The organism is Planobispora rosea (genome assembly GCF_014648175.1).
GTDB lineage: Bacteria > Actinomycetota > Actinomycetes > Streptosporangiales > Streptosporangiaceae > Planobispora > Planobispora rosea.
Window position 1 is genome coordinate 170,254 of record NZ_BMQP01000005.1, and the last position, 26,670, is coordinate 196,923.

Consider the following 26,670-nt stretch of genomic DNA (forward strand, 5'->3'; position numbering starts at 1 on the left):
GCCGCGCCCTGTGTCTCCCGGCTCTCGGCTCGGCCGTCCCGCCTCGTCGCGGGCGGCGCATCAGGCTTTCAGCCGGGAGTGCGCACACGATCAGTGTACGGCGCGCGCACGCCTGCCCTTCCCACGATGACGAGGACCTTCCCGGCCGGTCCGGGCCGGCTCCCCCGCTCAGCCCGGATCCACGACCCTGATCCGCACCGCGCGGAACTGCGCGGGCGTGCCGGTGAGCACCGCGAGCCGGGGGTCGGGGACGGTCAGGAAGGGGTCGGCCTCCAGCGCGAAGATCGGGGCCAGCCTGCGATCGGGCCGCAGCGCGTCCACCGCGCGCCGGTCGCCGCCCAGGATCACCGCCTCCAGTCCGGCCACGTGCGGCCCGAGGACGCGCAGCGCCACCTCTGCCGCCGCGTCGTGCGCCTGGCTCGCCTGCTTCTCCCTGCGCCGGGCGAAGCGCTGCTGCGACCAGCCGCCCGCCGCGCTGCGGCCGTGCACCAGCCGCGACCCGACCTTGGAGGCGACGAGCGTCTCCCCCTGGAACACCCCGGCCGCGTACCCGCCGAGGCGGACCAGCAGCACGCCGACCCGGCGCTCCCTGCGCGCGTGGGTGGTCAGCCGGGCCAGCGGTCCCCCGCCCTGCGCCGTCAGCGGCGGGAAGGGCACCACGCACTCGGCCACCGCCCCGTCCGCGCCCTCGATCCGCACGACCTCGTCGGCGGCGGTCACCTCGATCGGGCCGTGCCGCCCGGCGAACCCGTCGATCCAGCGGCCGAGCCGCTCCGGCCCCACCGAGACCCAGCGCCCTCCCCCCGCGGCCGGTCGTGACGTCATGCCCCGGACCCTACCCGTTCCCGGGCCCGTCTCCGCAGGCCCGGTCCGCACGCCGCCGCGAGAACCCTGCTCCGGGCCGCCCCCGCGGGCGCCTCCGGGAACGTTCCCGCCTTCCCCGTCGAACGAGGGAAGAAGAGTCGATGAACAACGATGAACGGTACTTATGTGATGGAAGAGAGTGTTTCATCCTTTCTCCGTGTCGACTAATGCGCAGCTCCTCTCGCCGGCGACCGCAGCGGCCACCGCAGCGGCCCCTCCGGTCTCCGCAGCGGGTATCGCTCCGATCGTCGACCTCGACACCGGGGGCGTCATCGCGCTCCAGGCGATCGGCGGCGACCTGGGGGACGGCGGCTCAGGCCACGGAGACGTCGTCGCCCTCGCCAGGCTCGTCCTCGACATCTCCCGCAATGAGGCCCTGCTCCCCCTCCCGCTGGTCCTCACCCTGCCCACGGCCGCGGTCGTCAGCGGCTCCGCCGCGCTGGCACCGCTCCACGAGGCCCTGCGCGTGTCCGGGAGGCGCCCCCGCGAGGTCATCCTCATGCTCAAGGGCGGCTTCTCCGAGTACGACCGCCGCGCCCTGGTCGTGGGGGCGGAGGGACTGCGCGCCGTCGGCTACCTGATCGCGGTGGGAGAGCTGGGCACCGCGCACGTCCCGCTGGACCTGCTCACCGATGTCTCGCCGTACCTGGCGGTGCTCTCCCCCGATCTCATCGCCCGGACCCCGCGCGACCAGCGCCGCGCGGCGCTGGCCGAGTCCCTGGCCGCCCTCGCCAGGAACGTGGGCGCCCACGTGCTCGCCCCCGGCGTGTCGACGGAGGCCCAGCTGGCGGCCGTCCGGAGCTGGGGGGTACGGCTGGCGCAGGGGTCGCTGCTGATCCCCGGCCCGTCCGGGCGAATCCACGTGCCGCTCCCGGTCGCCGCGCCGGAACCCGCCCAGATCCTGCTGGGCCCGCGCGTCCAGGAGTTCCTGCTGCCCGCCGTGACGCTCCCCGAGGAGGCCACCTCCGAGGAGATCGTGGAGATCTTCAGTAGCGAGCCGTCCATCACCAGCGTGATCCTGGTGGACGAGTACCAGCGTCCGAAGGGCAGCCTGGACCGCAGCCGCTTCCTGCTCTCCATCGCCAGCCGTTTCGGCCACGCGCTGCACGGCAAGAAGCCCGCGATCCGTCTGGCGGACAGCGTCCGGGCGGTCCCCAGGACCACGCCCGCCATCGCCGCCATGCAGGTCGCCGGACGCGACAGCGAGCGCGTCTACGACGACCTGGTGGTCACCGACGAGGTCGGCCGCTGCATGGGCATCGTCCGCATCTCCGACCTGATCCGCCAGGTGGCCGCGATGCGGGGCTGAGGGCCGGGCGAAGACGCCGACGCCTTTACAATGTAGATTTCAAGGATGGCGCCGCACGATGGCAGATCGACCCGCTGGGCGCCCCCAGCCGGGCCGCGATGGCCGCGACCGTCACCGCCGCCTGCCCGCCCTCCGCGGCGAGCTCGGCCGCGGCGTCGAGGATCTGGTCGTTGCCGAACTTCGCTGGTCGTCCCACCTGACGCACGGTAGCGCCCGGACGCACGGCGCCACATCGCCCACGGCGCGCCGGTCAACGGCTCCCGCCGGTTGAAGCCGTATGCTACAACTTAGGTATGCCTAATATTAGGCATACCTAAGTTGATCTCACGGGAGTGGCGTATGGCAGAGGGCAGGCGCCCGCGGAAGGTGACCCGGGGCGAGGTGCTCCGCACGGAGAGGCTCACCCCGCACATGATCCGGGTGGTGCTCGGCGGTGAAGGGCTGCGCGACTTCTCCGCCGGCGAGTTCACCGACCACTACGTGAAGCTGCTGTTCCCCCCGGCGGGGGTGACCTACCCTCGGCCGTTCGACCTGGAGGCGATCCAGCGCGACCTGCCGCGCGAGCAGTGGCCCACCACCCGCACCTACACCGTCCGCGCGTGGGACTCCGAGGCCGCCGAGCTGACGCTCGACTTCGTCCACCACGGCGACAGCGGCCTCGCCGGCCCGTGGGCCGCCCGGGTCCAGCCGGGCGAGGAGATCCACTTCTTCGGCCCCGGCGGCGCCTACGCCCCCTCCCCCGATGCCGACTGGCACCTCATGGCCGGTGACGAGAGCGCGCTGCCCGCCATCGCCGCCTCCCTGGAGCGCCTGCCCGCCGGCGCCCCGGCCCACGTGTTCGTCGAGGTCGCCGGCCCCGAGGAGGAGCTGCCACTGAACTCCTCCGGCGACGTGAAGCTCGTCTGGCTGCACCGCGGCGACGCGCCGATCGGCCAGGCCCTGGTCACCGCCGTCCGCGAGCTCGGCTTCCCCGAGGGGACCCTGCACGCGTTCGTCCACGGCGAGGCGAACTTCGTCAGGGCCCTCCGCCGTCATCTGCGCACCGAGCGCGGCATCCCCCTCTCGCAGCTGTCCATCTCCGGCTACTGGCGCCTGGGTCGCGACGAGGACGGCTGGCAGTCCACCAAGCGCGAGTGGAACCAGCAGATCGAGGAGGAGGAGGCCGCCGCCCTCTCCTCCTGAACCGGCCTGGCCGTGCGGGCCGGGTGTGCCCCCGCACGGGGCTGCCGGGACGCCGCGGCGGTCACCGGTCAGATCGTCCATACGGCGCGCCGCGGCGGTCACCCGCCGAGTTGCCCGTGCAGCGCGCGGGCCGCGCGGACGTAGCCGCTCGTCGCCCTGCGCGCGGCGATCTGCCCGACCTCCGGGATCGGGCCGCGCGCGCCCGCCCGGCGGGCGGCCTCGGCGGCGAAGGCGAGCGCCCGGCTGTGGGCGGAATGCGCCCGCTCCCCCGGCCCCGGCAGGTAGACGGGGAGCAGACCGGTCATGATCTCCCAGACCTCCCGGTGCGCCCCCTTCCTCGCGCACTCCTCCAGCGACGACAGCGCGTCGTTCAGCTTGGCCCACGTCCTGCGCAGCACCAGGCCGAGCTGGCGGCCGCACTCCGCGGCGGGCAGGCACCCGGCGGCGACCGCCCGCAGGAACAGCTCCTGGCCGCGCTCGGCCGACTGGTACCAGCCACGATCGGCCAGCAGGTAGGCGACCAGCAGCGCCAGCCCCTCACCCGCCGGTCCGTCCTGGTGGAACAGCCCGGCGACGTACCGGTGGAAGTAACCGGGCCGGTTCCAGCCGTCGAGCAGGTGCGGCAGCAGGTGCATGGCCACCGCCTCCCGGTCGGAGGGCAGCAGCAGCCGCCAGGAGTCCATATGGGCGCCGTAGTCGTCGGGCCGGTAGGGGGGCGGGTCGGCCAGGAGCACGCCGAGCAGGGGCTGCCCGGCGGGTTCCAGCCGGATGCGGGGGTGCAGCCGGGGATGGTGCTCGCCCGGCTGCCGGTCGTGGGTGTATTCGACGTCACCGTGGGACCAGTCCACGCGCGTCACCGGCTCGGGCCGTTCCTCCAGCCATCGCGCCAGCATGACGCCCGCCTCGGAGACCAGCCTCCCCGCGCGCTCCGCGACGTCCGGATCGACCTCGCGCGGCAGGCGCAGCAGCGCCTGCCGCAGATCGGCGGGGAGGGCCGTCGCGCCCGCCCGCTCGTAGCCCTCCAGGCGGGCGACCAGCTCGGCGGGGTCGATGTGGCCTGAGGTCAGGGTCGGCGTGGCCAGCAGGTACGGCGGGAGCGCCCCGGCCTTCAGCGCGGCGTGGACCTCGGCGCAGCGCAGCAGCATGGCCTGGTGGGGCGGCGAGACGGAGTCCGGGCCGGGCAGCCGGTCACGCGGTTCCTCCGGCTCCTCCTCCGGGCGCCTCCAGTTCCCCGACGACATCATGGAGATGCCGAGGATCTCCCCTTCGATCGGGGGCCCCTCTTCGAAATGCCCGAGGTTGCCCAGGGGGATGCCCTGCTCTGCGAGAGCGGCGGCGATGTTCTCGCGCGTCTCGACGGGCAGCCGGCCGAAATCGGTCTCCACGTCGGTCTCCACACCGCCCTCGGCGATGCGCACGCGGAGAACGTGATGGGCGTAGGCGGGGGCGCGCTCGGGCGCGGGGACGGGCGGCTCGGCGCCGGGGGCGGCGGCCTCCCGCAGCAGCGCCTCAGCCCACTGCTCGGGCCGGGTCCAGTGGCGGTGGCCGTAGAGCGTGGTCTGCCCCGGCAGCGGCTCCCCGGCCGTCCTCGCCTCCGGTGAGCGCACGAAGCCGTCGAGCCAGCGCTCGAACTCGATGCCGTCGTGGACCCGGGTGTACGTTCCGGTCAGGTCACCGAGTGCCGGGGGGAACGGCTCGCGGGCGGGCGCCTCGAACGACGGGAGCGGAACCGGCCGGAAGTCGTCGGTCTCCTCCGCCGGTGCGGAGTCCACCTCGCCGTACGCCGCGGACAGCCGTGCCGCCAGGTCCGGGGGCAGGGTGCTCGCCGCCTCGCGCACGGCCTCGGCGCCGACCGGGGAGAAACGCCCGGCGTGCCGGACGGCCAGCCGTACCGCGCGCTCCCGGACCTCGTACGACTCGCTCAGGAACGCCGAGGCCAGCGCGGGCGCCAGGTGGTCGAGGCCGCCGCCGGCGTCGCGGGCCGCCTGGTCGAGCAGGGTCAGGCCGGCGCGGACCAGCTTGCCCTCGGCGCGGAACAGCAGCGCCTCCACCGCCTCGGCGATCTCCTCGCCGCTCAGCCCGCCGGTCCCCCCGCCCAGGGCACCGGCGCGGCGCAGCTCCCGCAGCGCCAGCTCGGCCACCGGTCCCGGCGCGGCGGACAGCAGCCGCAGGTGGTCGCGGGCGCGTTCCCGGCTCGGGGCGGGGGCGAGCAGGTCGTGCAGGCGCACGAAGAAGCGCAGGTCGGCGGCGTCCCCGCCGAGCAGGAAGCGCCGGACGCAGCCGTCGACCAGCTGGTCGCGGTCGACGCGGCCCGCGTCGGCCAGATCGCGCAGCGAGCGCAGCCAGGAGTGCCGCTCCCGGGCCCACTCGGGCGGCTCGACCCGGTCCTCGCGCAGCGCCCGGCCCACGCCCTGGGCCTCGAAGATCCGCGGGAGCAGATGCCCGGTCAGCGGGTCGTCCTCCAGGTCGGGCGGCGTGGACACCCAGGCGACCACGAGCGGGTCGTGGTCGGGCGGGACGGCTCCGGTACGACGCAGCATCTCCAGCGCCAGCGGCGCGCCGTCGTCCCTGGCCCGCCCCCGGGTGACGCGCAGCCGCAGGGCAAGACGGACGGCCAGGTCGGCCTGCCACTCCGGAGGGCGGGAGGCGATCGCCCGCAGCAGCGGGCCGGTGTCGCCGTTCCACCGCCAGCGGGTGAAGTCGCGCCGGTAGAGCCAGGTGGCGACGGCCGCCGCCGTACTGAGCGTGCCCGCCCCGGCGACCCGCATGGACTCGATCCAGTCGTCCCGCTCGGCCCAGTCGACCCCGTGTCCGGGTGCGTGCTGGAAGCGGCCCCAGGTCCACCACGACTCATGCGCCTCGTCGATGGAGCGGCCCCGGGCGGTCTCGGCCCGGACGTACTCCTGCCTGGCCTGTTCCTCGGCAGCCTCGGCCGCGGCCTGGCGGCGGGCGTGGCGCTCGTGGGCGGCGTCCCTGGCGGCGGCGATGTGGCCGGGCAGCTCGCGGGCCACCTCCTTGCGCCCCGCCTCGTCGAGCCGGAGCACCTCGGCCGCCACCCGGGAGGCGTCACCTGTGCCGATGGCCTCCCGTACGCTCTCCCAGGCGCTCAAGCGGCCGCCCCCGCCGTGATCGGTTTCGTGCACCGCAGTCGTCATGCGGCACACGTTAGAGATCACCTCTGACAGAACCCGCCCGGGGAACGGCGGACCCCGCCTCCCCCGCCCGGCGGGTTCCCCGCAACGGCGTCAGAGGCGGCAGGCGTAGATGGCGGTGACCAGGATGGCCTTGGCGCCGATCTCCCAGAGCTGGTCCATGACCTGCTGGTGGCCCTTGCGCGGAACCATGGCCCGGACCGCGACCCAGCCCTCCCGGTGCAGCGGGGAGACCGTGGGGCCCTCCATGCCCGGGGTGAGCGCGATGGCCTCCTCGATCCGCTCGGCCCGGATGTCGTAGTCCATCATCACGTAGTCGCGGGCGACCAGCACGCCCTGCAGGCGGCGGACGAGCTGCCTGACGCCCTGGTCCTCCTCGGTGTCCACCCGCTTGATCAGCACGGCCTCGGAGTGCGCGATCGGCTCGCCGAACACCTCCAGGCCCATGTTGCGCAGGGTGGTCCCGGTCTCCACGACGTCGGCGACCGCGTCGGCCACGCCCAGCCGGACCGCGGTCTCGACCGCCCCGTCCAGCTTGATCACCCGCGCCTCGACGCCCTGCTCGGCCAGGTAGCCCTCCAGCAGTCCGGCGTAGGCGGTGGCGATCCGCCTGCCCTTCAGGTCGGCGACGGAGGCGAAGCCGTCCGGGGGCGCGGCGAAGCGGAAGGTGGAGCGGCCGAAACCGAGCGGCAGGATCTCCTCGACCAGGGCGCCGGAGTCGTGGAGCATGTCGCGGCCGGTGATCCCGGCGTCCAGGGTGCCCTCGCCGACGTAGACGGCGATGTCCTTGGGACGCAGGAAGAACAGCTCGCAGGAGTTCTCGGGGTCGACGACCACGAGCTCCTTGCTGTCCCGGCGCGGGCGGTATCCGGCTTCCTTGAGGATCGTCTGGGCGCCCTCGGAGAGGGCTCCCTTGTTGGGGACGGCGAGACGCAGCATGGCGGGAGGATTCCTTACGTGAACGGGTCGGGTCTCGTGCGCGCAAAGGGCCGGGCTGACCGGCTCACAGATGCTTGTAGACCTCGTCCAGCCCGATCCCCTTGGCGATCATGAGGACCTGGACGTGGTACAGGAGCTGGGAGATCTCCTCCGCGGCCCGCTCGTTCGACTCGTGCTCGGCCGCCATCCAGCTCTCGGCGGCCTCCTCCACGACCTTCTTTCCGATGGCATGGACCCCGGCGTCCAGCGCGGCCACGGTCCCCGACCCCGCGGGCCGGGTACGCGCCTTGTCGGACAGCTCGGCGAACAGCTCTTCGAAGGTCTTCATGGTCTCTCTCGGCGTCGTCGGATGTGCCAGCCCAGCCTAACGGGCTCCGGCGGTACGCGTGCGCGCGTCCAGCGTGCGAGACCCTCGGCGGTGAGCCCGTCCCGGGGGGACTGCCGGAGGGGATATGGAGCGTTCCACAATGGAGGGAGGGCGCGGGCGGCGGAGGCCGGGAAGACGACCGGGACGTACGGGGCACGGGGAGGGACCGGCATGGCGGACAACAGGAAAGACGAGACGTTCCCGCCCCCCTTCGTGCACCACGCCGGGACCACTGCCTCCGCCTGGCGGGAAGGAGCGCTGACCCGCATCCACGAGCTGGAGTCCCTGTGCACGTGGGTGGAGGAGAGAGCCGCTCCCTCCCATCCCGCGCCCGCCTGCCTGACCGGCGCCGCGCGCAGGCATCTCGCCTCGGCCAAGCACGCCGCGCAGAAGGAGCGCGGATGGTGGCGGTGGCGGTCGATCAGCGGCGCCGCCTTCGAGCGGGTCAGCGGCAACTGCGACGCGGCCGAGGCGGACCTGCTGCGCGGGGCCCCGGACGACTACCTCTACGGGCAGCTGCCCAACTTCCTCGCGCACACGGAGCGTCACCTGGACCGCGACGACACGCGGCTGCGGAGCTTCGCCGCCCTGGCCGAGAGACTGGGCGAGAGGCTGAGCCGGCCCTTCCGCGACGCGGATCCCCCGGACCGCCAGGACTGCCCGGAAGGCCCGGCCGTTCCGCCGATCACCGATGCGGAGCGCACGCAGATCGTCGCGGCCGTCCGGGCCGCGAGCTCCGAGGCGGGCCGGGAGCAGATGCGCGTACGGAGCTTCCGCAACGTCCTCGTCGTCACCACCGCGGTGATGTCCGTCCTCGTCGTCGGCATCGCCATCGGCGGCCTCCTGAGCTGGGAGACGGTCCCGCTGTGCTTCACGCCCCAAGTCGCCCAGGGGTATCTCGTGGTGTGCCCGACCGGGCAGACGCCGGTGCCCGGATCTCCCGGCTACGGCTGGGTCCTGTACACCGCGAATCCGCCGGACATTCTGACGGTGGAGCTCATCGGGCTCGTCGCGGCGGCCCTCGCCGCCGCCCTCTCCCTGCGGAATCTGCGCGGGAGCAACGTGCCGTTCGGGCTGCCGGTCGCCCTGGCCCTGCTGAAACTCCCCACCGGCGCCCTGACCGCCCTGCTCGGTCTGATATTCATGCGCGGGGAGTTCGTCCCCGGTCTGAGCGCGCTCGACTCCCCGGCCCAGATCCTCGCCTGGGCCGCCCTGTTCGGCTACGCCCAGCAGTTGCTCACCCGGCTCGTCGACCAGCAGGCACAGAACGTGCTCAACAGCGTGCGAAAGGCCGACGAGCTCGAAGAGGAGAGAGACAGGCAGATGTGCCGCCGGCCTGTCGCCCCGCGCGGCCGTGCCTCCGCGCGTCCCGCCTGACGACCGCCGCGGCACGGACCCCGGGGGGACGCCCCGGGGCCGCGCCGGGCTCCGCCGGAGCGTCCGCCGATCGGATCGGCCTCCTGCCCGGCGTCTTCCGCGGTCGCATACCCGAAGGGCCGGTACGGTGATGCCGTACCGGCCCTTCGGGGTCGTCAGAGGTGATCAGCGGCCGTAACGGGGGCCGCCGTGCGACCTGCCGCCGCTGCGGTAGCCGCCGCCCTGGCGCTCGCCGCCCCGCGACTCGCCCCAGGAACCGGAGGAACGGCCCTCGGAGCGGTAACCACCGCGGTCGTCGCCGAAGGAACGCTCACCGCTGCGGTAGCCGCCCTGCCGGTCACCGCGGTAACCGCCCTGGTAGCGGTCACCCTGCCGGTCACCGCGGAAGGAACCGCGCTCACCCGCCGGACGCTCGGCCCGGTAGCCGCCCTGGCGCTCGCCGCCCCGCGACTCGCCCCAGGAGCCGGAGGAACGGCCCTCGGAGCGGTGACCACCGCGGTCGTCGCCGAAGGAACGCTCACCGCTGCGGTAGCCGCCCTGCCGGTCACCGCGGAAGGAACCGCGCTCACCGGCCGGACGCTCGGCCCGGTACTGGCCGCGCAGGTCGTTCACGCTGCCGCCGTTGCCGCGCTCCTCGCCGCGGAACCCGTCCCGGCGGCCGCCGCCGCGGCTCTCGTCGGAGGAGCGCTCGCCGCGGTAGCCCTCGCCGTGACCGGGACGGTCCCGGAAGCGGCGCGGGCCGCGGCCTCCGCCGCCGAAGCCCTCACGACGCTGGCGCTGCTTGGCGGCCGGGGCCGAGGGCTCCCAGACCGGGATCGCCTCGCCGCTGGGCGTGCGGGCGCCGGCGACCTCCTCCAGGCGCGGGTGGCCCGGGGTGGCCTTGAGGCGGAACGGCTTGATGCCCGCGCGGCGGGTCATCGCGTCGGTGGAGCGGCGCTCGTTGGGGAGCACCAGCGTCATGACGGTGCCCTTCTCCCCGGCGCGGGCGGTACGGCCGCCGCGGTGCAGGTAGCTCTTGTGGTCCTGCGGCGGGTCCACGTGCAGCACCAGGCTGATGTTGTCCACGTGGATGCCGCGGGCCGCGACGTCGGTGCAGACCAGGACGTTGATCGCGCCTTCCTTGAACTCCGCCAGGATGCGGGTCCGCTGGTTCTGGCGCTTGCCGCCGTGCAGGCCGCCGGCCTTGACGCCGACCTGGGCGAGCTGCTTGCACAGGCGGTCCACGCCGTGCTGGGTCCGGACGAAGATGATCGTCCGGCCCTCGCGGTTGGCGATCTCGGCGGTCACCGGGAACTTGTCGTCGCGGTGCACCTCCAGGACGTGGTGCTCCATGGTGTCCACCGGGGAGGTGGCCGGGGCCAGGGAGTGCGTCACCGGGTCGGTGAGGAAGCGCTTGACGAGCTTGTCCACGTCACCGTCGAGGGTGGCGGAGAACAGCAGACGCTGACTGCCCGCCGGCGTCTGCTGGAGCAGGGCGCTCACGACCGGGAAGAAGCCGAGGTCGCACATGTGGTCGGCCTCGTCCAGGACGGTCACCTGGACGTCCTCCAGCGAGCACTCGCCCTGCTGGATGAGGTCGGTGAGACGGCCCGGGGTGGCCACGACGATCTCGACGCCGCGGCGCAGCGCCTCGATCTGGCGGCCCATGGACATGCCGCCGACGACGGTCTTCATGCGCAGGGACAGGCCGCGGCCCAGCGGCTCGAGCGCGTCGGTGACCTGCATGGCCAGCTCGCGGGTCGGGACCAGGATGACCGCGCGGGGGCGGCCGGGGGCCGCCTTGACGCCGGCGACACGGGACATGGTGGGCAGGCCGAAGGCCAGCGTCTTGCCGGAGCCGGTCTGGCCGCGGCCGAGCACGTCGATCCCGGCGAGGACGTCGGGGATCGCGATGCGCTGGATGGGGAAGGGGTTGTCGATGCCCTGGCGGGAAAGCCCGGCCACGAGCGGCTTGGGGAGGCCGAGCGCGGCGAAGTCGAGCGCGTCCTCGGCGGTCTCGGCGGTGCCGCCGAACTCGTGGAGCTCACTGAGCTCATCGAACTCGCCGTTCTCGGGCAGGACAGCGTCAAGCATGGTCACGAAGGTTCGTGCCTTTCGATAGAAGTACGGGGCACGTCACTTCTGCGAAAGGACGAGCCTGGGCGCGCGGCAGGGGGCCGCGCTCGATCGACGCCCACGGAGAAGGGCGGTGGTGCGGTGCATGTCGAGGCGCACCGCACGGGGCGGGTGAATCCTACCCGCACGCAGTCAGACCACGATCAAGCATTCCCGGCGTTCGCAGTGCCGGGCCGGTCGGGGCGCCCGCGTCATGGGGCGGGCGCTTGTCCGTCGATTGGAGACAACGCTCCGAGCCGGGCTTTTCTTCCCGGCAGGGGGCATCCTCTCACACATTCCGGTACGGCTCACAACTCGCGAGTCGTGAACCGTACCGGAAAAGGCGTCTCAGACGTTGAACCCGAGCATCCTGAGCTGGTCGCGTCCCTCATCAGTGATCTTGTCCGGGCCCCACGGCGGGAGCCAGACCCAGTTGATCTTCACGTCGGAGACCATGCCGTCCAGCGCGGAGTGCGCCTGCTCCTCGATGACGTCGGTCAGCGGGCAGGCCGCGCTGGTCAGCGTCATGTCGATGGTCGCGATCGGCGCGGCTCCGGCCTCGGCGGGGTCGAGGTTGACCCCGTAGACCAGGCCGAGGTCCACGACGTTGATGCCGAGTTCGGGGTCCACGACGTCCTTGAGGGCCTCCATGACCTCGTCAAGGGTCGTCTCCCCGTCGTACGCCGAGGTCGGCGTCTCCACGGGCTTGCTCATCTGGCCTCCTTCGCCGGTGTCCGGGCGGGCCGGCTCCCGGTGTTCACAGCTCGCTCGTTCACGACGCGCTCCTGGCGAGCGCGTCCTTGTAGGCCATCCACGCCAGCAGCGCGCACTTGACCCGCGCCGGGAACTTGGCGACCCCGGCGAACGCGACGGCGTCGCCGAGCACGTCCTCGTCCGGTTCCACCTGACCCCTGCCCTGCATGAGCCGGGTGAACTCCTCCACCACCGCGAGCGTCTCCCCCACGGTCGAGCCGGTGGCGAGCTCGTGCAGGACGGAGGCCGCGGCCTGGCTGATCGAGCAGCCCTGGCCGTCGTAGGAGACGTCCTCGACCTTGTCCCCGTCCCCCAGCTTCACCCGCATGGTGATCTCGTCGCCGCAGGTGGGGTTCACGTGGTGGACCTCGGCGTCGAAGGGGTCGCGCAGGCCGCGTCCCTGGGGGTGCTTGTAGTGCTCCAGGATCAGCTCCTGGTACATCGACTCGGCGATCATAGGCTTGCGCTCACTCGTGGCTCGGCCGCTCGGTCATCGCTACGCGAAGACCTTGCGCACGTGGTGGAGGCCGCGGACCAGGGCGTCGATCTCGGCCGGGGTGTTGTAGAGGTAGAAGGAGGCCCGCGTGGTGGCGGGGATCCCGAACCTCAGGTGGAGCGGGCGCGCGCAGTGGTGTCCCACGCGCACGGCCACGCCGAACTCGTCGTCCATGATCTGGCCGACGTCGTGCGGGTGGATCCCCTCCAGGGTGAACGACACCGTACCGCCGCGGTCCTGCAGGTCCGTCGGGCCCACCACCCTCAGGCCGGGCACCTCGCCCAGCGCCTCCAGCGCGTAGCGGGTCAGCTCGCGCTCGTGGGCGGCGATGGCGTCCATGCCGACCGAGGACAGGTAGTCCACCGCCGCGCCCAGGCCGACGGCCTCGACGATCGGCGGGGTGCCCGCCTCGAACTTGTGCGGCGCGGGCGCGTAGGTCGAGCGGTCCATCCAGACCGCCTCGATCATCTCGCCGCCGCCCAGGAACGGGGGCATGGCGTCCAGCAGTTCGGCGCGGGCCCACAGCACGCCGATCCCGGAGGGACCGACGGCCTTGTGCCCGGTGAACGCCAGGAAGTCCACGTCCAGCGCGGTCACGTCCACCGGCTTGTGCGGGACCGACTGCGAGGCGTCGAGCATCATCAGCGCGCCTGCCTGGCGGACCCGTTCCAGCACCCGGGCGACCGGGTTGACGGTGCCGAGCACGTTCGACTGGTGCGCGATCGAAACGATCTTCGTGCGCTCGGTGACCAGCTCGTCGAGGTTCGACAGGTCCAGCCGGCCCTCGTCGGTGACCGAGAACCACTTCAGCGTGGCGCCGGTACGGCGGGCCAGCAGCTGCCACGGCACGATGTTGGAGTGGTGCTCCATCTCGGAGATGACGATCTCGTCGCCGGGCCCCATCGTGAACCGGGGATCCTCGTTGATGGGGTTGCCGAAGGCGTAGGCCACCAGGTTGAGCGCCTCGGAGGCGTTCTTGGTGAAGACGATCTCGTCACGGCTCGGCGCGCCCACGAAGGCCGCGACCTTCTCCCGCGCCGCCTCGTAGGCCTCGGTGGACTCCGCGCCCAGCACGTGCATGGCCCGGCCGACGTTGGCGTAGTGCACGGCCAGGTGCTCGCGCATGGTCTCGATCACCTGGACGGGCTTCTGCGAGGAGTTGCCCGAGTCGAGGTAGACCAGCGGCCTGCCGCCGGGCAGCTCGCGGGAGAGGACCGGGAAGTCCTTCCTGATCCTCTCCACGTCGAACGCTGTATCCATGGGTCGCTTACCGCTCCTCATTCGCTGCGCGGCCGCCCTCGTACCTCGGCCGGCCGCTCCGCTCACCGCGTCGGGCCCGCTCCGAGGCCGTGGGTCGCTCACCGCTCACCACTGGCGTCTCACTCCTCGAACTCACGCAGAGGCCTTGGTGTAGGCCTCGTAGCCCTCGGCCTCCAGCCTGTCGGCGAGCTCGGGGCCGCCCTCCTCCACGATCCGGCCGCCGGCGAAGACGTGGACGAAGTCCGGCTTCACGTAACGCAGGATGCGGGTGTAGTGGGTGATGAGCAGGACGCCGGTCTCGCCGGAGGCGCGGAAGCGGTTGACGCCCTCGGAGACCACGCGCAGGGCGTCGACGTCCAGGCCGGAGTCGGTCTCGTCGAGCACCGCGATCTTCGGCTTGAGCAGCTCCAGCTGGAGGATCTCGTGGCGCTTCTTCTCACCGCCGGAGAAGCCCTCGTTCAGGTTGCGCTGCGCGAAGGAGGCGTCGATGGACAGGGCGTCCATGCCGGCCTTGAGGTCCTTGGCGAACTCGCGGAGCTTGGGGGCCTCGCCGCGCACGGCGGTGACCGCCGAGCGCAGGAAGTTGGAGACGCTGACGCCGGGGACCTCGACCGGGTACTGCATCGCGAGGAACAGGCCGGCGCGGGCGCGCTCGTCGACCGAGAGCTCCAGCAGGTCGACGCCGTCCAGCAGCACCTGGCCACCGGTGATGGTGTACTTCGGGTGGCCGGCGACGGCGTAGGCGAGGGTGGACTTGCCCGAGCCGTTGGGGCCCATGATGGCGTGGGTCTCGCCGGCCTTCACGGTCAGGTTGACGCCGCGCAGGATCTGCTTGTCCTCGACGGCGACCTGGAGGTCACGGATCTCAAGCGTTGACACTATGACTCCTTCGAGAGCGAGACGAGAACGTCGTCGCCGTCGATCTTGACTCGGTAAACGGGAACGGGCTTGATGGCGGGCGGGCCGGTGGGCTTGCCGGAGCGCAGGTCGAAGCACGAGCCGTGCAGCCAGCACTCCAGGGTGTCGCCGTAGACCTCGCCCTCGCTGAGCTTGACCTCGGCGTGGGAGCACACGTCGTGCAGGGCGTGGACCTCCTCCCCCTTGCGGACGAGGGCGACCGGGGTCTCCCCCACGTCGAGGCCGATCACGCCCCCGTCGGGGATGTCGGCGACCTTGCAGACCTTCTCGAACGTCATCCGGCGAGCTCCGCCTCGACCTTGCTCATCACCCGGTCGCGGAGCTCCTCGACCTCGATCTTCTCGATGAGCTGGCCGAAGAAGCCCCGGATGACCAGGCGGCGGGCCTCGTCGAACGGGATGCCGCGGGCCTGCAGGTAGAAGATGTGCTCGTCGTCCAGGCGGCCCGAGGCGCTGGCGTGGCCCGCCCCGGCGACCTCACCGGTGAGGATCTCCAGGTTCGGCACCGAGTCGGCGCGGGCGCCGTCGGTGAGCAGGAGGTTCCGGTTGAGCTCGTAGGTGTCGGTGCCCTCGGCCTCGACCTGGATGATCACGTCGCCGATCCAGACCGCGTGGGCGCCGTCGCCCTGCAGCGCGCCCTTGTAGACCACGTTGCTGCGGCAGTTGGGCTGCGAGTGGTCCACCAGCAGGCGGTGCTCCAGGTGCTGGCCGGCGTCCACGAAGTACAGGCCGGTCAGGTCGGCGTCGCCGCCCGGGGCGGTGTAGGAGACCGACGGCGAGAGCCGTACCAGGTCGCCGCCCAGGGTCACCACGAAGCTCCGGAACGTCGCGTCCTTGCCGAGCTGGGCGTGGTGATGGGAGACGTGGACCGCGTCGTCGGCCCAGTCCTGCAGGCTGACGACCTTGAGCGTGGCGCCGTCGCCCACGACGAACTCGACGTTGTCGGCGTAGACCGCGCTGCCCCGGTGGTCGAGGACGACGACGGCCTCGGCCATCGCCTCCAGCTTGACGAGGGTGTGGCCGTAGGCGACGCCGTCGCCGGCACCGGTGAGCGTGATCGTCGTCGGCGTGGAGGCGACGGCCTCGCGCGGGACCGTGACGACGGTAGCCTTCTCGAAGGCGGCGTAGGCCTGGGCGCTGATCCGGTCGGCGGGCACGTAGGCCTTGCCGAGGCGTTCGTCGTCGCGGCCCACGGTCTCCACGGTGACCTCGGGGGCGGCCTCCACCGTGACGTTCACCCCGCCGGAGGCGGCGGCGGTGCCGTCGTGCAGGCCCTTGAGCCGGGACAGCGGGGTGAAGCGCCACTCCTCCTCGCGGCCTGTCGGGACCGCGAAGTCGGCCAGCTCGTAGGAGGCCTTCTCGTGGAGCGTCGACAGCGGCTTCTCGTTCAGGCCCATCAGCCGACGGCCCCTTCCATCTGCAGTTCGATCAGGCGGTTGAGCTCCAGGGCGTACTCCATCGGGAGCTCGCGGGCGATCGGCTCGACGAAGCCGCGCACGATCATCGCCATCGCCTCGTCCTCGTCCAGGCCCCGGCTCATCAGGTAGAACAGCTGGTCCTCGGAGACCTTGGAGACCGTGGCCTCGTGGCCCATCGACACGTCGTCCTCGCGGACGTCCACGTAGGGGTAGGTGTCGGAGCGGCTGATCTGGTCGACCAGGAGCGCGTCGCACTTGACGGTGCTGGCGCTGCCGTGGGCGCCCTCCTCGATCTGGACCAGGCCGCGGTAGGAGGTGCGGCCGCCGCCGCGGGCGACGGACTTGGAGATGACGGTGGAGCTGGTGTTCGGCGCGAGGTGCACCATCTTGGCGCCGGCGTCCTGGTGCTGGCCCTCGCCGGCGAAGGCGACGCTCAGCGTCTCGCCCTTGGCGTGCTCGCCCATGAGGTAGACGGCCGGGTACTTCATCGTGACCTTGGAGCCGATGTTGCCGTCGATCCACTCCATGGTCGCGCCCTCGTAGGCCACGGCGCGCTTGGTGACCAGGTTGTAGACGTTGTTCGACCAGTTCTGGATGGTCGTGTAACGGCAGCGGGCGCCCTTCTTCACGATGATCTCCACGACCGCGGAGTGCAGCGAGTCGGAGGAGTAGATCGGCGCGGTGCAGCCCTCGACGTAGTGGACGTAGGAGTTCTCGTCCACGATGATCAGGGTCCGCTCGAACTGGCCCATGTTCTCGGTGTTGATCCGGAAGTAGGCCTGGAGCGGGATCTCCACGGTGACGTTCGGCGGCACGTAGATGAAGGAGCCGCCGGACCAGGTCGCGGTGTTGAGCGCGGCGAACTTGTTGTCGCCGACCGGGATGACCGAGCCGAAGTACTCCTTGAAGAGCTCCTCGTGCTCGCGCAGGCCGGTGTCGGTGTCGACGAAGATGACACCCTTCTCCTCAAGGTCCTCGCGGATCTTGTGGTAGACGACCTCGGACTCGTACTGGGCGGCGACGCCGGCGATGAGCCGCTGCTTCTCCGCCTCGGGGATGCCGAGCTTGTCGTAGGTGTTCTTGATGTCCTCGGGCAGCTCCTCCCAGGACGTGGCCTGCTTCTCGGTGGAGCGCACGAAGTACTTGATGTTGTCGAAGTCGATGCCGGAGAGGTCGGAACCCCAGGTCGGCATGGGCTTCTTACCGAAGAGGCGCAGGCCCTTCAGGCGCAGGTCCAGCATCCACTCCGGCTCGTTCTTGAGCGCGGAGATGTTACGGACGACCTCCTCGGACAGGCCACGCTTGGCGGCGGCGCCCGCCGCGTCCGAGTCGGCCCAGCCGAACTTGTAATTCCCGAGGCCTTCCAGCTCCGGGCGGTCGGTGACAGTCACCTTCCGGTCTCCTTGCTCGATTCGTCGATCGTTCTATGACGGGGCGGGCTCACGTGGGTGGTGCACACCCCGTCGCCGTGGGCGATGGTCGCGAGCCGCTGCACTGGCGTGCCGAGGATCTGCGCGAACGCCTCCGTCTCGGCCTCGCACAGCTGCGGGAACTCCGCGGCCACGTGCGCCACCGGGCAGTGGTGCTGGCACAGCTGCTCGCCACCGAGAGCGGCCTTGCTCGCCGAGGCGGCGTAGCCGTCGGCCGAGAGTGCCTCGGCCAGGACGCGCACCCGCTGGTCGGCGGGGACGCCGTCCATCTCGGAGCGCAGGCGGCCGACCAGGCCGGCCACCTGCTCGCGGGCGAACTCGGCCACGGCTTCCTCGCCCACGCGCTCGGCGAGGAAGCGCAGCGCGCTGCCCGCGAGACCGTCGTAGGCGTGTTCGAAGGCGCTCCGCCCGGCATCGGTGATGGCGAACAGTTTGGCCGGTCGCCCGCGTCCGCGCTGGCCGCGCGGGCGCGCCGTACGGGGTTCGATCATCCCGTCGGCGAGCAGCGCGTCCAGGTGGCGGCGGACGGCGGCGGGGGTGAGCCCGAGCCGTTCGCCGAGGGCGGCGGCCGTGATGGGTCCGTGTTCCAGGATGAGCCGGGCGACACGCGCGCGCGTACCGCTCTCGGCGGGCACGGCGGAGGGCCGCGCGACGGCGGTCTCCTTGGTGCCTGACATCCCGGTCACGTATTTCACAACATCAGTGTGGCGTAATTACTTCCCCAGCGCCAAACCGGTGCGGGCTTTCCGGGAAATGACATCCATCACTCAGGTAAGCCTTACCTAAGCTGGGCAAACGCCGGATCGGGCGGGCCGGGACAGGCCGCGCGGCGGCATCGGTCTCCCCGTGGGTCACCGTGGGTCACCGGCTTCCGCGGGCGTCGCCCGGTTCCGGCGGTGTCACCGGATTCCGCGGGGCGCCGCCCGGTTCAACGCCGCGGCGGCGGGAATCTGTTCCCGCGCGCCGGCGGTCCCGCCTGGCGGGACCCCGGCAACGCCTCAGCGAGGCCCCGGTGACGCCTCAGCGGCCCTTCGGCGCCACCCCGGCGACCCCAGCGACGCCCCAGGGACCCTTCGGCGCCGGGACCTCCTACCCGGACTCGCGCAACGCGATGACGGCGAAGGGGGCGAACTGCGGGTCGGCCACCACCGCCACCGGGCCGGCGTGGGTGTTCACCGGCTCACTGAAGACCTTGCCGCCCAGCTGCCGGACCCTCGCCACGGTGGCGTCCGCGTCCTCCACCACGAAGTAGGTCCTCCAGTGCGACGGCACCTCCGGCGGGACGTTCGGCCCCATGGGCGCCATCCCCGCCACACGACGGCCGTGCGCCTGCCACTCGACGTACTCGACGCCCCCGGTACCGGTGTCCTCGGCCCCCCAGCCGAACACCCGCGCGTAGAAGGTCTTCGCCACGGCCGTGTCGCGGGCCGACAGCTCGGTCCAGCCGAAGGTGCCGGGTTCTCCGGCGAGCTGGGCCCCGTGGTCCTCACCCGCCTGCCAGACCGCGAAGAAGGCCCCCGAGGGATCATGGAAGGCGGCCAGCACGCCCCGCTCCATGATCTTCACCGGCTCCGCGACGACCGTCCCCCCGGCGGCGCGCACCCGATCGGCCGCGGCGGCGGCGTCGTCGACGGCCACATACGTGTGCCACATCGCCTGCACGCCGCGGCCGAACCGCGGCTCGAGACCGGCCACGAACCTGCCGCGCAGGGTGAACCGGCCGTAGCCGCCCTGCCGCGGCTCCTCGTCGAACACCGCGTCCCAGCCGAAGAGCTCCCGGTAGAAGCGGGCCGAGGCGGCGGCGTCGGGGCTCGCCAGCTCGACCCAGCACGGGACGCCGGGCCGGTAGCCGCTCCGCTCGGACATGCCTGGCCTCCTTGCGCCGCCTCCCGCCTGACGCGCCCGTATCAGGGCGCGCCGCACAACCCGGGACGCGCCCAGCGTCACACACGCGGATGAGGGTCCCCGGCACGCGGCCGGGGACTTGGCGGGATCGTCCCGAAGCCTTTTACCAGGCATGGGAGGCGCCGGAGGCGAGGTCGCGAACGGGACCGGGCCGCAGAGTCCTTAGACTCGTGGCCATGGACTCCCCAGCCGTCGAGATCATCGATCTGGTCAAGCGATACGGCCCGACGACCGCGATCGACGGCCTGTCCCTGCGCGCCGCCCGTGGCGCGGTCACCGCGATCCTCGGCCCCAACGGCGCGGGCAAGACCTCCACGATCGAGATCTGCGAGGGCTTCCGGCGGGCCGACGGCGGCACCGTCAGCGTGCTCGGGCTCGACCCGTCGCGGCCGGAGCTGCGGCCCAGGGTGGGCGTGATGCTCCAGGCCGGGGGCGTGCCCCCGGCGATGCGCTGCGGAGAGTGGCTCCGGCTGGTGGCCCGCTTCCACGCCCGTCCGCTCGATCCGGAGGCGCTGCTGGACCGGCTCGGGCTGGTCGAGCACGCCCGCACGCCGTACCGCAGGCTCTCCGGCGGCCAGCAGCAGCGCGTCTCGCTGGCCGCGGCCGTCATCGGCCGCCCCGAGCTGGTCTTCCTCGACGAGCCGACCGCCGGGCTGGACCCGCAGGCCCGGCACGCCTGCTGGGACCTGGTGGGCGAGCTGCGGGCCGCCGGGGTCTCGGTGGTGCTCACCACGCACCACATGGACGAGGCCGAGAAGCTCTCGGACCACGTGGTGATCATCGACCGCGGGACGGTGGTGGCCGAGGGCACGCCGGCCGCGCTCACCGGCGCCGAGCGGCAGCTGCGCTTCCGCGCCCGGCCCGCGCTCACCCTGGACGAGCTGCTCAACGCCCTGCCCGCGGGGAGCTCGGCCAAGGAGTCCCCGGCGGGGCACTACATCATCGAGGGTCAGGTCGGGCCCGAGCTGCTGGCGACCGTGACGGCCTGGTGCGCCGCCGAGGGTGTGACCGCCGACGACCTCAGCATCGAGCGCCGCACCCTGGAAGACGTCTTTCTCGAACTGACCGGCCGGGAGCTGCGATGACCACGGCGAACGACAGGCCCGCGGGCACCGCGCTGGACCTCACCCCGGCCCCGGGCGCCGCCCCCCTGCCCCGGATGGTCCTGGCGCAGGCCGGCGCGGAGATCCGGGCGATGCTCCGCAACGGCGAGCAGCTGCTGCTCACGATGATCATCCCCGTGCTGCTGCTCGTCGGGTTCTCCGCCGCGCCGCTGGTGAACGTGGGCGACGGTCCCCGGGTGGACTTCATGGCCCCCGGCGTGCTGGCGCTGGCCGTGATGTCCACGGCCTTCACCGGGCAGGCCATCGCCACGGGCTTCGAGCGGCGGTACGGCGTGCTGAAGCGGCTGGGCGCGACCCCGCTGTCCCGGGGCGGGCTGATGCTGGCCAAGACGCTCGCGGTGATCGCGGTCGAGGCCGTCCAGGTCGTCATCATCATCGGGGTGGCGCTCGCGCTGGGCTGGCGGCCCGGCGGCTCCCCGCTCGCGGCGCTGGTCCTGCTCCTGCTCGGCACCGCCGCCTTCAGCGGGCTCGGCCTGCTGATGGCCGGCACCCTGCGCGCGGAGGCCACGCTCGCCGGGGCGAACCTCGTCTACCTGCTCATGCTCGGCTGCGGCGGGGTCGTCTTCCCGGTGTCGACCTTCCCCGACGCGATGGAGCGGGTCCTGGAGCTCCTGCCGATCTCCGCCCTGACCGGCGGGCTCCGCTCCGTCCTGGCCGACGGCGCCGGGCCGCCGGTGGCGGCGATGACGGTCCTGGCCGCCTGGGCCGCGGTCTCGCTCCTGGCCGCCTCGCGGACCTTCCGCTGGGAGTGATCCCCCCGCCCGCGGGCGGCTCCCGGATCACGGACGTGACGGGCCGGGGGCTCCCCGCCGGGCGTCACTGGTCCTGTCGGGCGTCACTAGTAAGGTGCGTAGAACCGAGTAGCCCCTGAGGAGCCCGATGACCGCCGACGCCCTTCCGGGACCCGCCGAGCCGTACCAGCCGGGTACGACCCGGCCGGGATCCCTGCTCAAGGCCGCCTCCGACGCCATCCCGCCCTCCGGCCTGGTCCTGCTGGCCATTCTCTCGGTCCAGCTCGGCGCGGGTTTCGCCAAGGACCTGTTCAGCCAGTTGCCGCCGAGCGCGACGGTGCTGCTGCGGATCGCGATGAGCGCGCTGATCCTGGGCGTGGTCGCCCGTCCCCGCTTGAAGGGGCTGACCCGGGCGGACCTGGGGGTGGGCGTGGCGTTCGGCGCGACGCTCGGCCTGATGAACCTGTCGTTCTACGAGGCGCTGGCCCGGCTGCCCATGGGGATCGCGGTGGCGATCGAGTTCCTCGGCCCGCTCGGGGTGGCGGTCGCCGCCTCCCGGCGCCGGCTGGACCTGCTCTGGGTGGTGCTGGCCGCCTCCGGCATCGCGCTGCTCGCGCCGTGGGGCCAGGCCACCGGCCTCAGCTGGGCCGGGATCGGCTTCGCGCTGGTCGCCGGGGCCTGCTGGGCGGCCTACATCCTGCTGTCGGCCGCCGTCGGGCAGCGCTTCCCCGGCACCGGGGGCGTCTCGTTCGCGATGATCGTGGCCTTCCTCGTGATCGCGCCCGTCGGGATCGGCACGGGCGGGACCGACCTGCTCCGGCCCGAGCTGCTCCTGGTCGGCCTGGGCGTCGGGCTGCTGTCGTCGGTCATCCCCTACACGATCGAGCTGGAGGCCCTGCGCCGGATGCCCAAGCGGGTGTTCGGCATCCTGATGAGCCTGGAGCCCGCCGCGGCGGCGCTGGTCGGCCTGGTCGTCCTGGGCGAGGTGCTGAACGCGCGCGAGTGGGCCGCCATCGGCTGCGTGGTCATCGCGAGCGTGGGGGCGACCCGCAGCTCCCGCTGACGGCGCCGCCCGGCCGCGGTCACTCCGGGCGGCTGGCCCAGATGCCCCGCACGTGCCGGATGTGGTCGCGCATCAGCCGTTCGGCTCCACCGGCGTCGCCCTCGACCAGCAGGTCGAGAAGACCGAGGTGCTCGCGCGCGGAGTCGGCCAGCAGGCCCCGCTCGCGCAGGGACGCCAGGCCGTACAGGCGGGCCCGGTTGCGCAGGTCGCGCACCACCTCGACGAGGCGGGCGTTGCCCGCCAGCGCCAGGAGGCCGACGTGGAAGCGGATGTCGGCGTCCACGTAGGCGAGCAGGTCGCCGTCCTCGGCCGCCGCGACGATCCGCGCGGCGAGCGGGCGCAGCGCCTCGAAGCTCTCCGCCCGGGAGGCGCCGGCCAGCCGCGCCACCGTGGGGACCTCGATGAGCCGCCGGATCTCGGTGAGCTCGTCCAGGTCGCGCTCGGACAGTTCGGTGACCCGGAAGCCCTTGTTCCGCACCGCCTCGACCAGACCCTCCTTGGTCAGGTCGAGCATCGCCTCGCGGACGGGGGTGGCGGAGACGCCGAACTGGGCGGCCAGCGCCGGAGCGGAGTAGACCACGCCGGGGCGCATCTCCCCGGTGATCAGAGCGGCCCGGAGCGCGTGCGCCACCTGCTCCCGCAGGCTCTGCCGCTCGCCCACGACCGGAAGGTCGAGCCCGTCCGGTGCCGAAGGAGCCATCCCAGCGCCTCTCATCTCGCTCGTTTCCGCACCTCGCGGGCGGCGGCCCATTGTCTCAGACCTGCTGCGGGCCCCGCGGCGGGTGCGGCCTCAGACCCCGCCCAGGTACGCCTCCACCACCCGGGCGTCCTCGCGCAGCCCGGCGGCGGGGCCGTCGAGCACGCACGCGCCGTTCTCGATCACGTATCCGCGGTGGGCGACGCGCAGCGCCGCGACCGCGTTCTGCTCGACGAGCAGGACCGAGGTGCCCTCGGCGTTGATGCCGGCGACGAGTTCCATGACGGAGGCGACCACCAGCGGGGCCAGGCCCATGGAGGGCTCGTCGAGCAGGAGCAGCCGGGGACCGGTGACCAGCGCCCGGCCGATGGCGAGCATCTGCTGCTCGCCGCCCGACAGGGTGCCGCCCCGCTGCCGGCGCCGCTCGGCCAGGCGGGGCAGCAGGTCGTAGACGCGCTCGATCCGGCGGCGGATCTCGGCCTGGTCCCGGACCAGGTAGCCGCCGAGCTGGAGGTTCTCGTGGACGGTGAGGGCGCTGAAGACCCTCCTGCCCTCGGGGACGTGCACCAGCCCGCGGGCGGTGATCCGGTGCGGCGGTTCGCGGGTGATGTCGGCGCCCTCGAAGAGGATCGAGCCGCCGCTGGGCCGCAGGAGGCCGGAGACCGCCGAGAGCGTGGTGGTCTTGCCCGCGCCGTTGTTGCCGAGCAGGGCCACGACCTCCCCCGCGGCGACGGTCAGCGACAGGCCGCGCAGCGCGTGCACGCCGCCGTAGTGCACGTCGAGCCCGCGGATCTCAAGCATCCGGCTCACCTCCCAGGTATGCCTCGATGACGGCCGGGTCGCGCCGGACCTCCTCGGGCCGGCCCTCGGCGATCTCCCTGCCGAAGTTGAGCACGACCACCCGCTCGGAGACCTCCATGACCAGGCCCATGTCGTGCTCGATGAGCATGATCGCGACGCCGAGGTCCCGGATGCGCCGGATCAGGTCCACCATCCCGGCCTTCTCCCCGTGGTTGAGCCCGGCGGCGGGCTCGTCCAGCAGGAGCAGGCCGGGGCGGCGGGCCAGCGCTCTGGCGATCTCGGCACGGCGCTGCTCTCCGTACGGCAACGCCCGGGCGGGGCCGTACCGGTCGCCGCGCAGGCCGACGAAGTCCAGCCAGTGGTGGGCCTGCTCGGTGCACTCGTGCTCGGAGCGGCGGTAGCGCGGGGTGTGCAGCAGGGCGTCCAGGACGCTCTGCCGGAGCCACAGATGGGTCCCCGCGCGGACGTTGTCCAGGACCGACAGCTCACCGAACAGGCGCAGGTTCTGGAAGGTCCGCGCAACGCCCAGGCCCGCGACCGCGGAGGGCCGCAGTCCCCGCAGGTCCCGGCCGCGCAGTGTGATCCGCCCCGCGGTGGGCCGGTAGAAACCGGTGACGCAGTTGAAGACCGAGGTCTTGCCCGCGCCGTTGGGCCCGATGAGCGAGACGATCTCCCCTTCCCGCACGGAGAGGCTCAGCCCGTCGACGGCCAGCAGCCCGCCGAAGGACAGCCGCAGCTCCGTCACGTCCAGCAGGGTCACCTGAGAGCCTCCTCGGATCTGAGGGCCTCCTTGGAGCGGGCGGGCCACAGCCCCTGCGGGCGCAGGAGCATGAAGCCGATGAGCAGGACCCCGAAGAGGAAGAAGCGGTAGTCGGCGAGGTCGCGCAGGACCTCGGGGAGGAGGCTGATCACGATGGCGCCGAGCACGACGCCCGGGACGGATCCCATGCCGCCCAGGACCACGGCCATCAGCACCAGCGCCGACTGGAGGAAGGTGAAGCTGGCCGGGGAGACGGCCGACAGGTGGGCGGCGAACAGCACCCCGGCCAGCCCGCCCCAGATCGCCCCGGCGATGTAGGCGGCGAGCTTGACGCGGTAGGTGTTGACGCCGGTGGCCTCGGCGGCGTCCTCGTCCTCGCGGACGAACCGCCAGGCCCGGCCGAGGCGGGAGCGGCCCAGCCGGGCGGCGCCGAGGACGGCCAGGGAGACGACGGCCACGGTCAGGTAGTAGAACGCCACCGGGCCGTCGGCCAGATGCGGGATGCCGTAGATCCCGGAGGGGCCGCCGGTGACGTCCAGGTTGTTGGCGGTGATCCGGATGATCTCGCCGAAGCCCAGGGTGACGATGGCGAGATAGTCGCTGCGCAGGCGCAGCGTCGGCGCGCCGATGACGATCCCGGCCAGCACGGTGACCACCAGGACGGCGGGCACGGTGGCGAGCAGCGGCAGGTCGAAGCGGGTGGCCAGCACGCCGCTGGTGTACGCGCCGACCGCGAGGAAGGCGGCGTAGCCCAGGTCGAGCAGGCCGCAGTAGCCGACCACGATGTTCAGCCCGGCGGCCAGCATCACGAAGATCGCCGCGCTGGTCATGATCGAGAGCGCGTACGGCGTGGCGTTCACGAAGGGCGCCAGGAGCGCGACGAGCAGCCCCGCCGCCCCCGCCCACCGGTTCTGCAGCAGCCGCGACGTCCGGGTCGGGGGCCTGCGCGTGCCCCGCAGACGGACCTTCGGCGCGTCCGCGCGGTCCGGCCCGGGGCTCCCGGGATCCGCGCCGGGGCGCGCGGCACCGGGCTCGGGGGAGGCGGGGCCCGGCTCGGGGGACGCGGGGCCCGGCTCGGGGGAGGCGGGGCCCGGCTCGGGGGACGCGGGGCCCGCGCCGGGGCCCTTCACACCCGCTCCGTGACGCGCTCGCCGAGCAGGCCGGTGGGCCGCACGGTCAGGAACAGGATCAGCACCCCGAAGGCGAACACGTCGCGCCACTCCCCGCCCAGCCAGAACGTGCCGAACGACTCCAGCAGCCCGAGCAGCAGCCCGCCGAGCATGGTGCCGGGGATGTTGCCGATCCCGCCGATGACCGCCGCGGTGAACGCCTTGAGCCCGATGAGGAAGCCCATCAGAAAGTCGATCTTCCCGTAGTAGGCCCCGGCCATCACTCCGGCGGCCCCGGCCAGGGCCGAGCCGAGGAAGAACGTCCGGGAGATCACCGCGTTGACGTCGACGCCCATGAGCGCGCTGGTGCGCGGGTCCAGCGCGATGGCCCGCATGGCCCGGCCCTCGCGGGTCCGGGTGACCAGCAGGTTCAGCCCGATCATGAGCACCACGGCCACCGCGGTCAGCACCAGCTGCTGCAGGGTCAGCCGGGCGCCGAGCACCTCCAGCGGGGTGCCGCCGAGCCGTACCGGGTAGACCCGCGGGTCGGCCCCGGCGACGGCGCGCGTGCCGTACTCCAGAGCGAAGGACGCGCCGACGGCGGTGATCAGCAGGGAGAGGCGGGGGGCGCCGCGCAGCGGCCGGTAGGCGACCCGCTCCAGCACGACCCCGGCCAGGCCGGTGATCACCATGGTCGCCAGCAGCACGGCCAGCAGCAGCGGCAGCGCCGCCGCCGACGTCACCCCTCCGGCCGCGCCCAGGACGGCGAAGCCGGTGAACGCGCCGAGCATGTACAGGTCGCCGTGGGCGAAGTTGAGCAGCTTGATGATCCCGTAGACCATGCTGTAGCCCAGCGCCACCAGGGCGTAGAACGAGCCGACGAACAGACCGTTCCAGACGAGCTGCGTCATGCGGCCCCCCG

General features: G+C 72.8%; 26 protein-coding genes. 6 read left to right on the forward strand and 20 right to left on the reverse strand.

The window, feature by feature from the left end; all coding sequences use genetic code 11:
* Positions 1-168: 168 nt before the first annotated feature.
* The gene (locus tag IEZ08_RS06945) at positions 169-825 is read right to left on the reverse strand and encodes an acVLRF1 family peptidyl-tRNA hydrolase (RefSeq protein WP_068924104.1); all 657 of its coding nucleotides are present in this window, start codon (positions 823-825) and stop codon (positions 169-171) included.
* A 196-nt stretch (positions 826-1,021) separates the two neighbouring features.
* Between IEZ08_RS06945 and IEZ08_RS06950 the strand changes: the two genes are divergently transcribed.
* Entirely contained in the window at positions 1,022-2,173 is a 1,152-nt protein-coding gene (locus IEZ08_RS06950) for an EAL domain-containing protein (RefSeq protein ID WP_229802960.1), read from the forward strand.
* A gap of 25 nt (positions 2,174-2,198) precedes the next feature.
* On the opposite strand, the gene IEZ08_RS06955 is transcribed toward IEZ08_RS06950, so the two are convergent.
* Positions 2,199-2,369 (reverse strand): TetR family transcriptional regulator, encoded by a 171-nt coding sequence (locus tag IEZ08_RS06955; protein ID WP_084780239.1) that lies wholly within the window; start codon positions 2,367-2,369, stop codon positions 2,199-2,201.
* A gap of 143 nt (positions 2,370-2,512) precedes the next feature.
* Here IEZ08_RS06955 and IEZ08_RS06960 point away from each other — a divergent pair, with 143 nt between their 5' ends.
* Positions 2,513-3,355: a siderophore-interacting protein gene (locus IEZ08_RS06960; RefSeq protein WP_189241860.1), complete on the forward strand. Its 843-nt coding sequence runs from the start codon at positions 2,513-2,515 to the stop codon at positions 3,353-3,355.
* Positions 3,356-3,453: 98 nt separating this feature from the next.
* Here IEZ08_RS06960 and IEZ08_RS06965 read toward each other — a convergent pair whose 3' ends face one another.
* From IEZ08_RS06965 to IEZ08_RS06975, 3 genes are all read right to left on the reverse strand, one after another.
* Positions 3,454-6,510: a DUF7824 domain-containing protein gene (locus IEZ08_RS06965; RefSeq protein WP_189241861.1), complete on the reverse strand. Its 3,057-nt coding sequence runs from the start codon at positions 6,508-6,510 to the stop codon at positions 3,454-3,456.
* Between the two features lie 90 nt (positions 6,511-6,600).
* Positions 6,601-7,446 carry an ATP phosphoribosyltransferase gene (hisG, locus tag IEZ08_RS06970; protein WP_068924108.1) on the reverse strand — a complete coding sequence of 282 codons (846 nt, stop codon included), beginning with the start codon at positions 7,444-7,446 and terminating at the stop codon, positions 6,601-6,603.
* Between the two features lie 64 nt (positions 7,447-7,510).
* Positions 7,511-7,774, reverse strand: coding sequence for a phosphoribosyl-ATP diphosphatase (locus tag IEZ08_RS06975; protein WP_068924109.1), 264 nt, complete (start codon positions 7,772-7,774; stop codon positions 7,511-7,513).
* 210 nt (positions 7,775-7,984) lie between these two features.
* Here IEZ08_RS06975 and IEZ08_RS06980 point away from each other — a divergent pair, with 210 nt between their 5' ends.
* Positions 7,985-9,190, forward strand: a complete 1,206-nt coding sequence (locus IEZ08_RS06980) for a hypothetical protein (protein WP_068924110.1) — start codon at positions 7,985-7,987, stop codon at positions 9,188-9,190.
* A 165-nt stretch (positions 9,191-9,355) separates the two neighbouring features.
* Here the strand turns inward: IEZ08_RS06980 and IEZ08_RS06985 are convergent, their stop codons facing one another.
* The 10 genes from IEZ08_RS06985 to IEZ08_RS07030 all read right to left on the reverse strand — a co-directional run bounded on the left by IEZ08_RS06985 (position 9,356) and on the right by IEZ08_RS07030 (position 19,424).
* Positions 9,356-11,263 carry a DEAD/DEAH box helicase gene (locus IEZ08_RS06985; protein ID WP_084781028.1) on the reverse strand — a complete coding sequence of 636 codons (1,908 nt, stop codon included), beginning with the start codon at positions 11,261-11,263 and terminating at the stop codon, positions 9,356-9,358.
* 369 nt (positions 11,264-11,632) lie between these two features.
* Complete coding sequence (locus tag IEZ08_RS06990) at positions 11,633-11,998, reverse strand: metal-sulfur cluster assembly factor (protein ID WP_068924111.1); 366 nt, start codon at positions 11,996-11,998, stop codon at positions 11,633-11,635.
* 58 nt (positions 11,999-12,056) lie between these two features.
* On the reverse strand, positions 12,057-12,494 hold the full coding sequence (gene sufU, locus IEZ08_RS06995) for a Fe-S cluster assembly sulfur transfer protein SufU (protein ID WP_068924112.1): 438 nt from the start codon (positions 12,492-12,494) through the stop codon (positions 12,057-12,059).
* Positions 12,495-12,533: 39 nt separating this feature from the next.
* Positions 12,534-13,793 (reverse strand): cysteine desulfurase, encoded by a 1,260-nt coding sequence (locus tag IEZ08_RS07000; protein WP_084780242.1) that lies wholly within the window; start codon positions 13,791-13,793, stop codon positions 12,534-12,536.
* A 132-nt stretch (positions 13,794-13,925) separates the two neighbouring features.
* A complete protein-coding gene (sufC, locus tag IEZ08_RS07005) occupies positions 13,926-14,672 on the reverse strand; it encodes a Fe-S cluster assembly ATPase SufC (RefSeq protein WP_068924114.1) in 747 nt (248 codons plus the stop codon).
* On the reverse strand, positions 14,672-14,989 hold the full coding sequence (locus IEZ08_RS07010) for a Rieske (2Fe-2S) protein (protein ID WP_068924115.1): 318 nt from the start codon (positions 14,987-14,989) through the stop codon (positions 14,672-14,674). Before IEZ08_RS07010 ends, sufC begins: the two co-directional genes overlap by 1 nt.
* Positions 14,986-16,107, reverse strand: a complete 1,122-nt coding sequence (sufD, locus tag IEZ08_RS07015) for a Fe-S cluster assembly protein SufD (RefSeq protein ID WP_068924116.1) — start codon at positions 16,105-16,107, stop codon at positions 14,986-14,988. The genes IEZ08_RS07010 and sufD overlap by 4 nt, the downstream gene beginning before the upstream one ends.
* On the reverse strand, positions 16,107-17,519 hold the full coding sequence (gene sufB, locus IEZ08_RS07020) for a Fe-S cluster assembly protein SufB (RefSeq protein WP_068924117.1): 1,413 nt from the start codon (positions 17,517-17,519) through the stop codon (positions 16,107-16,109). Before sufB ends, sufD begins: the two co-directional genes overlap by 1 nt.
* Positions 17,516-18,235, reverse strand: coding sequence for a helix-turn-helix transcriptional regulator (locus IEZ08_RS07025; protein ID WP_068928888.1), 720 nt, complete (start codon positions 18,233-18,235; stop codon positions 17,516-17,518). The genes sufB and IEZ08_RS07025 overlap by 4 nt, the downstream gene beginning before the upstream one ends.
* 412 nt (positions 18,236-18,647) lie before the next feature.
* Positions 18,648-19,424 (reverse strand): VOC family protein, encoded by a 777-nt coding sequence (locus IEZ08_RS07030; protein ID WP_068924118.1) that lies wholly within the window; start codon positions 19,422-19,424, stop codon positions 18,648-18,650.
* Positions 19,425-19,639: 215 nt separating this feature from the next.
* Between IEZ08_RS07030 and IEZ08_RS07035 the strand changes: the two genes are divergently transcribed.
* From IEZ08_RS07035 to IEZ08_RS07045, 3 genes are all read left to right on the forward strand, one after another.
* On the forward strand, positions 19,640-20,548 hold the full coding sequence (locus tag IEZ08_RS07035) for an ABC transporter ATP-binding protein (RefSeq protein WP_068924119.1): 909 nt from the start codon (positions 19,640-19,642) through the stop codon (positions 20,546-20,548).
* The gene (locus tag IEZ08_RS07040; RefSeq protein WP_189241862.1) at positions 20,545-21,339 is read left to right on the forward strand and encodes an ABC transporter permease; all 795 of its coding nucleotides are present in this window, start codon (positions 20,545-20,547) and stop codon (positions 21,337-21,339) included. Before IEZ08_RS07035 ends, IEZ08_RS07040 begins: the two co-directional genes overlap by 4 nt.
* A 127-nt stretch (positions 21,340-21,466) precedes the next feature.
* Positions 21,467-22,381, forward strand: a complete 915-nt coding sequence (locus tag IEZ08_RS07045) for an EamA family transporter (RefSeq protein ID WP_189241863.1) — start codon at positions 21,467-21,469, stop codon at positions 22,379-22,381.
* A 19-nt stretch (positions 22,382-22,400) separates the two neighbouring features.
* Here the strand turns inward: IEZ08_RS07045 and IEZ08_RS07050 are convergent, their stop codons facing one another.
* From IEZ08_RS07050 to IEZ08_RS07070, 5 genes are all read right to left on the reverse strand, one after another.
* Positions 22,401-23,081 carry a GntR family transcriptional regulator gene (locus IEZ08_RS07050; RefSeq protein ID WP_068924122.1) on the reverse strand — a complete coding sequence of 227 codons (681 nt, stop codon included), beginning with the start codon at positions 23,079-23,081 and terminating at the stop codon, positions 22,401-22,403.
* A gap of 90 nt (positions 23,082-23,171) precedes the next feature.
* Positions 23,172-23,879, reverse strand: a complete 708-nt coding sequence (locus IEZ08_RS07055) for an ABC transporter ATP-binding protein (protein WP_068924123.1) — start codon at positions 23,877-23,879, stop codon at positions 23,172-23,174.
* A complete protein-coding gene (locus IEZ08_RS07060; protein WP_189241864.1) occupies positions 23,872-24,639 on the reverse strand; it encodes an ABC transporter ATP-binding protein in 768 nt (255 codons plus the stop codon). Before IEZ08_RS07060 ends, IEZ08_RS07055 begins: the two co-directional genes overlap by 8 nt.
* Complete coding sequence (locus IEZ08_RS07065; RefSeq protein ID WP_229802961.1) at positions 24,636-25,769, reverse strand: branched-chain amino acid ABC transporter permease; 1,134 nt, start codon at positions 25,767-25,769, stop codon at positions 24,636-24,638. Before IEZ08_RS07065 ends, IEZ08_RS07060 begins: the two co-directional genes overlap by 4 nt.
* The gene (locus tag IEZ08_RS07070; RefSeq protein ID WP_189241865.1) at positions 25,766-26,659 is read right to left on the reverse strand and encodes a branched-chain amino acid ABC transporter permease; all 894 of its coding nucleotides are present in this window, start codon (positions 26,657-26,659) and stop codon (positions 25,766-25,768) included. Before IEZ08_RS07070 ends, IEZ08_RS07065 begins: the two co-directional genes overlap by 4 nt.
* Positions 26,660-26,670: the final 11 nt, after the last annotated feature.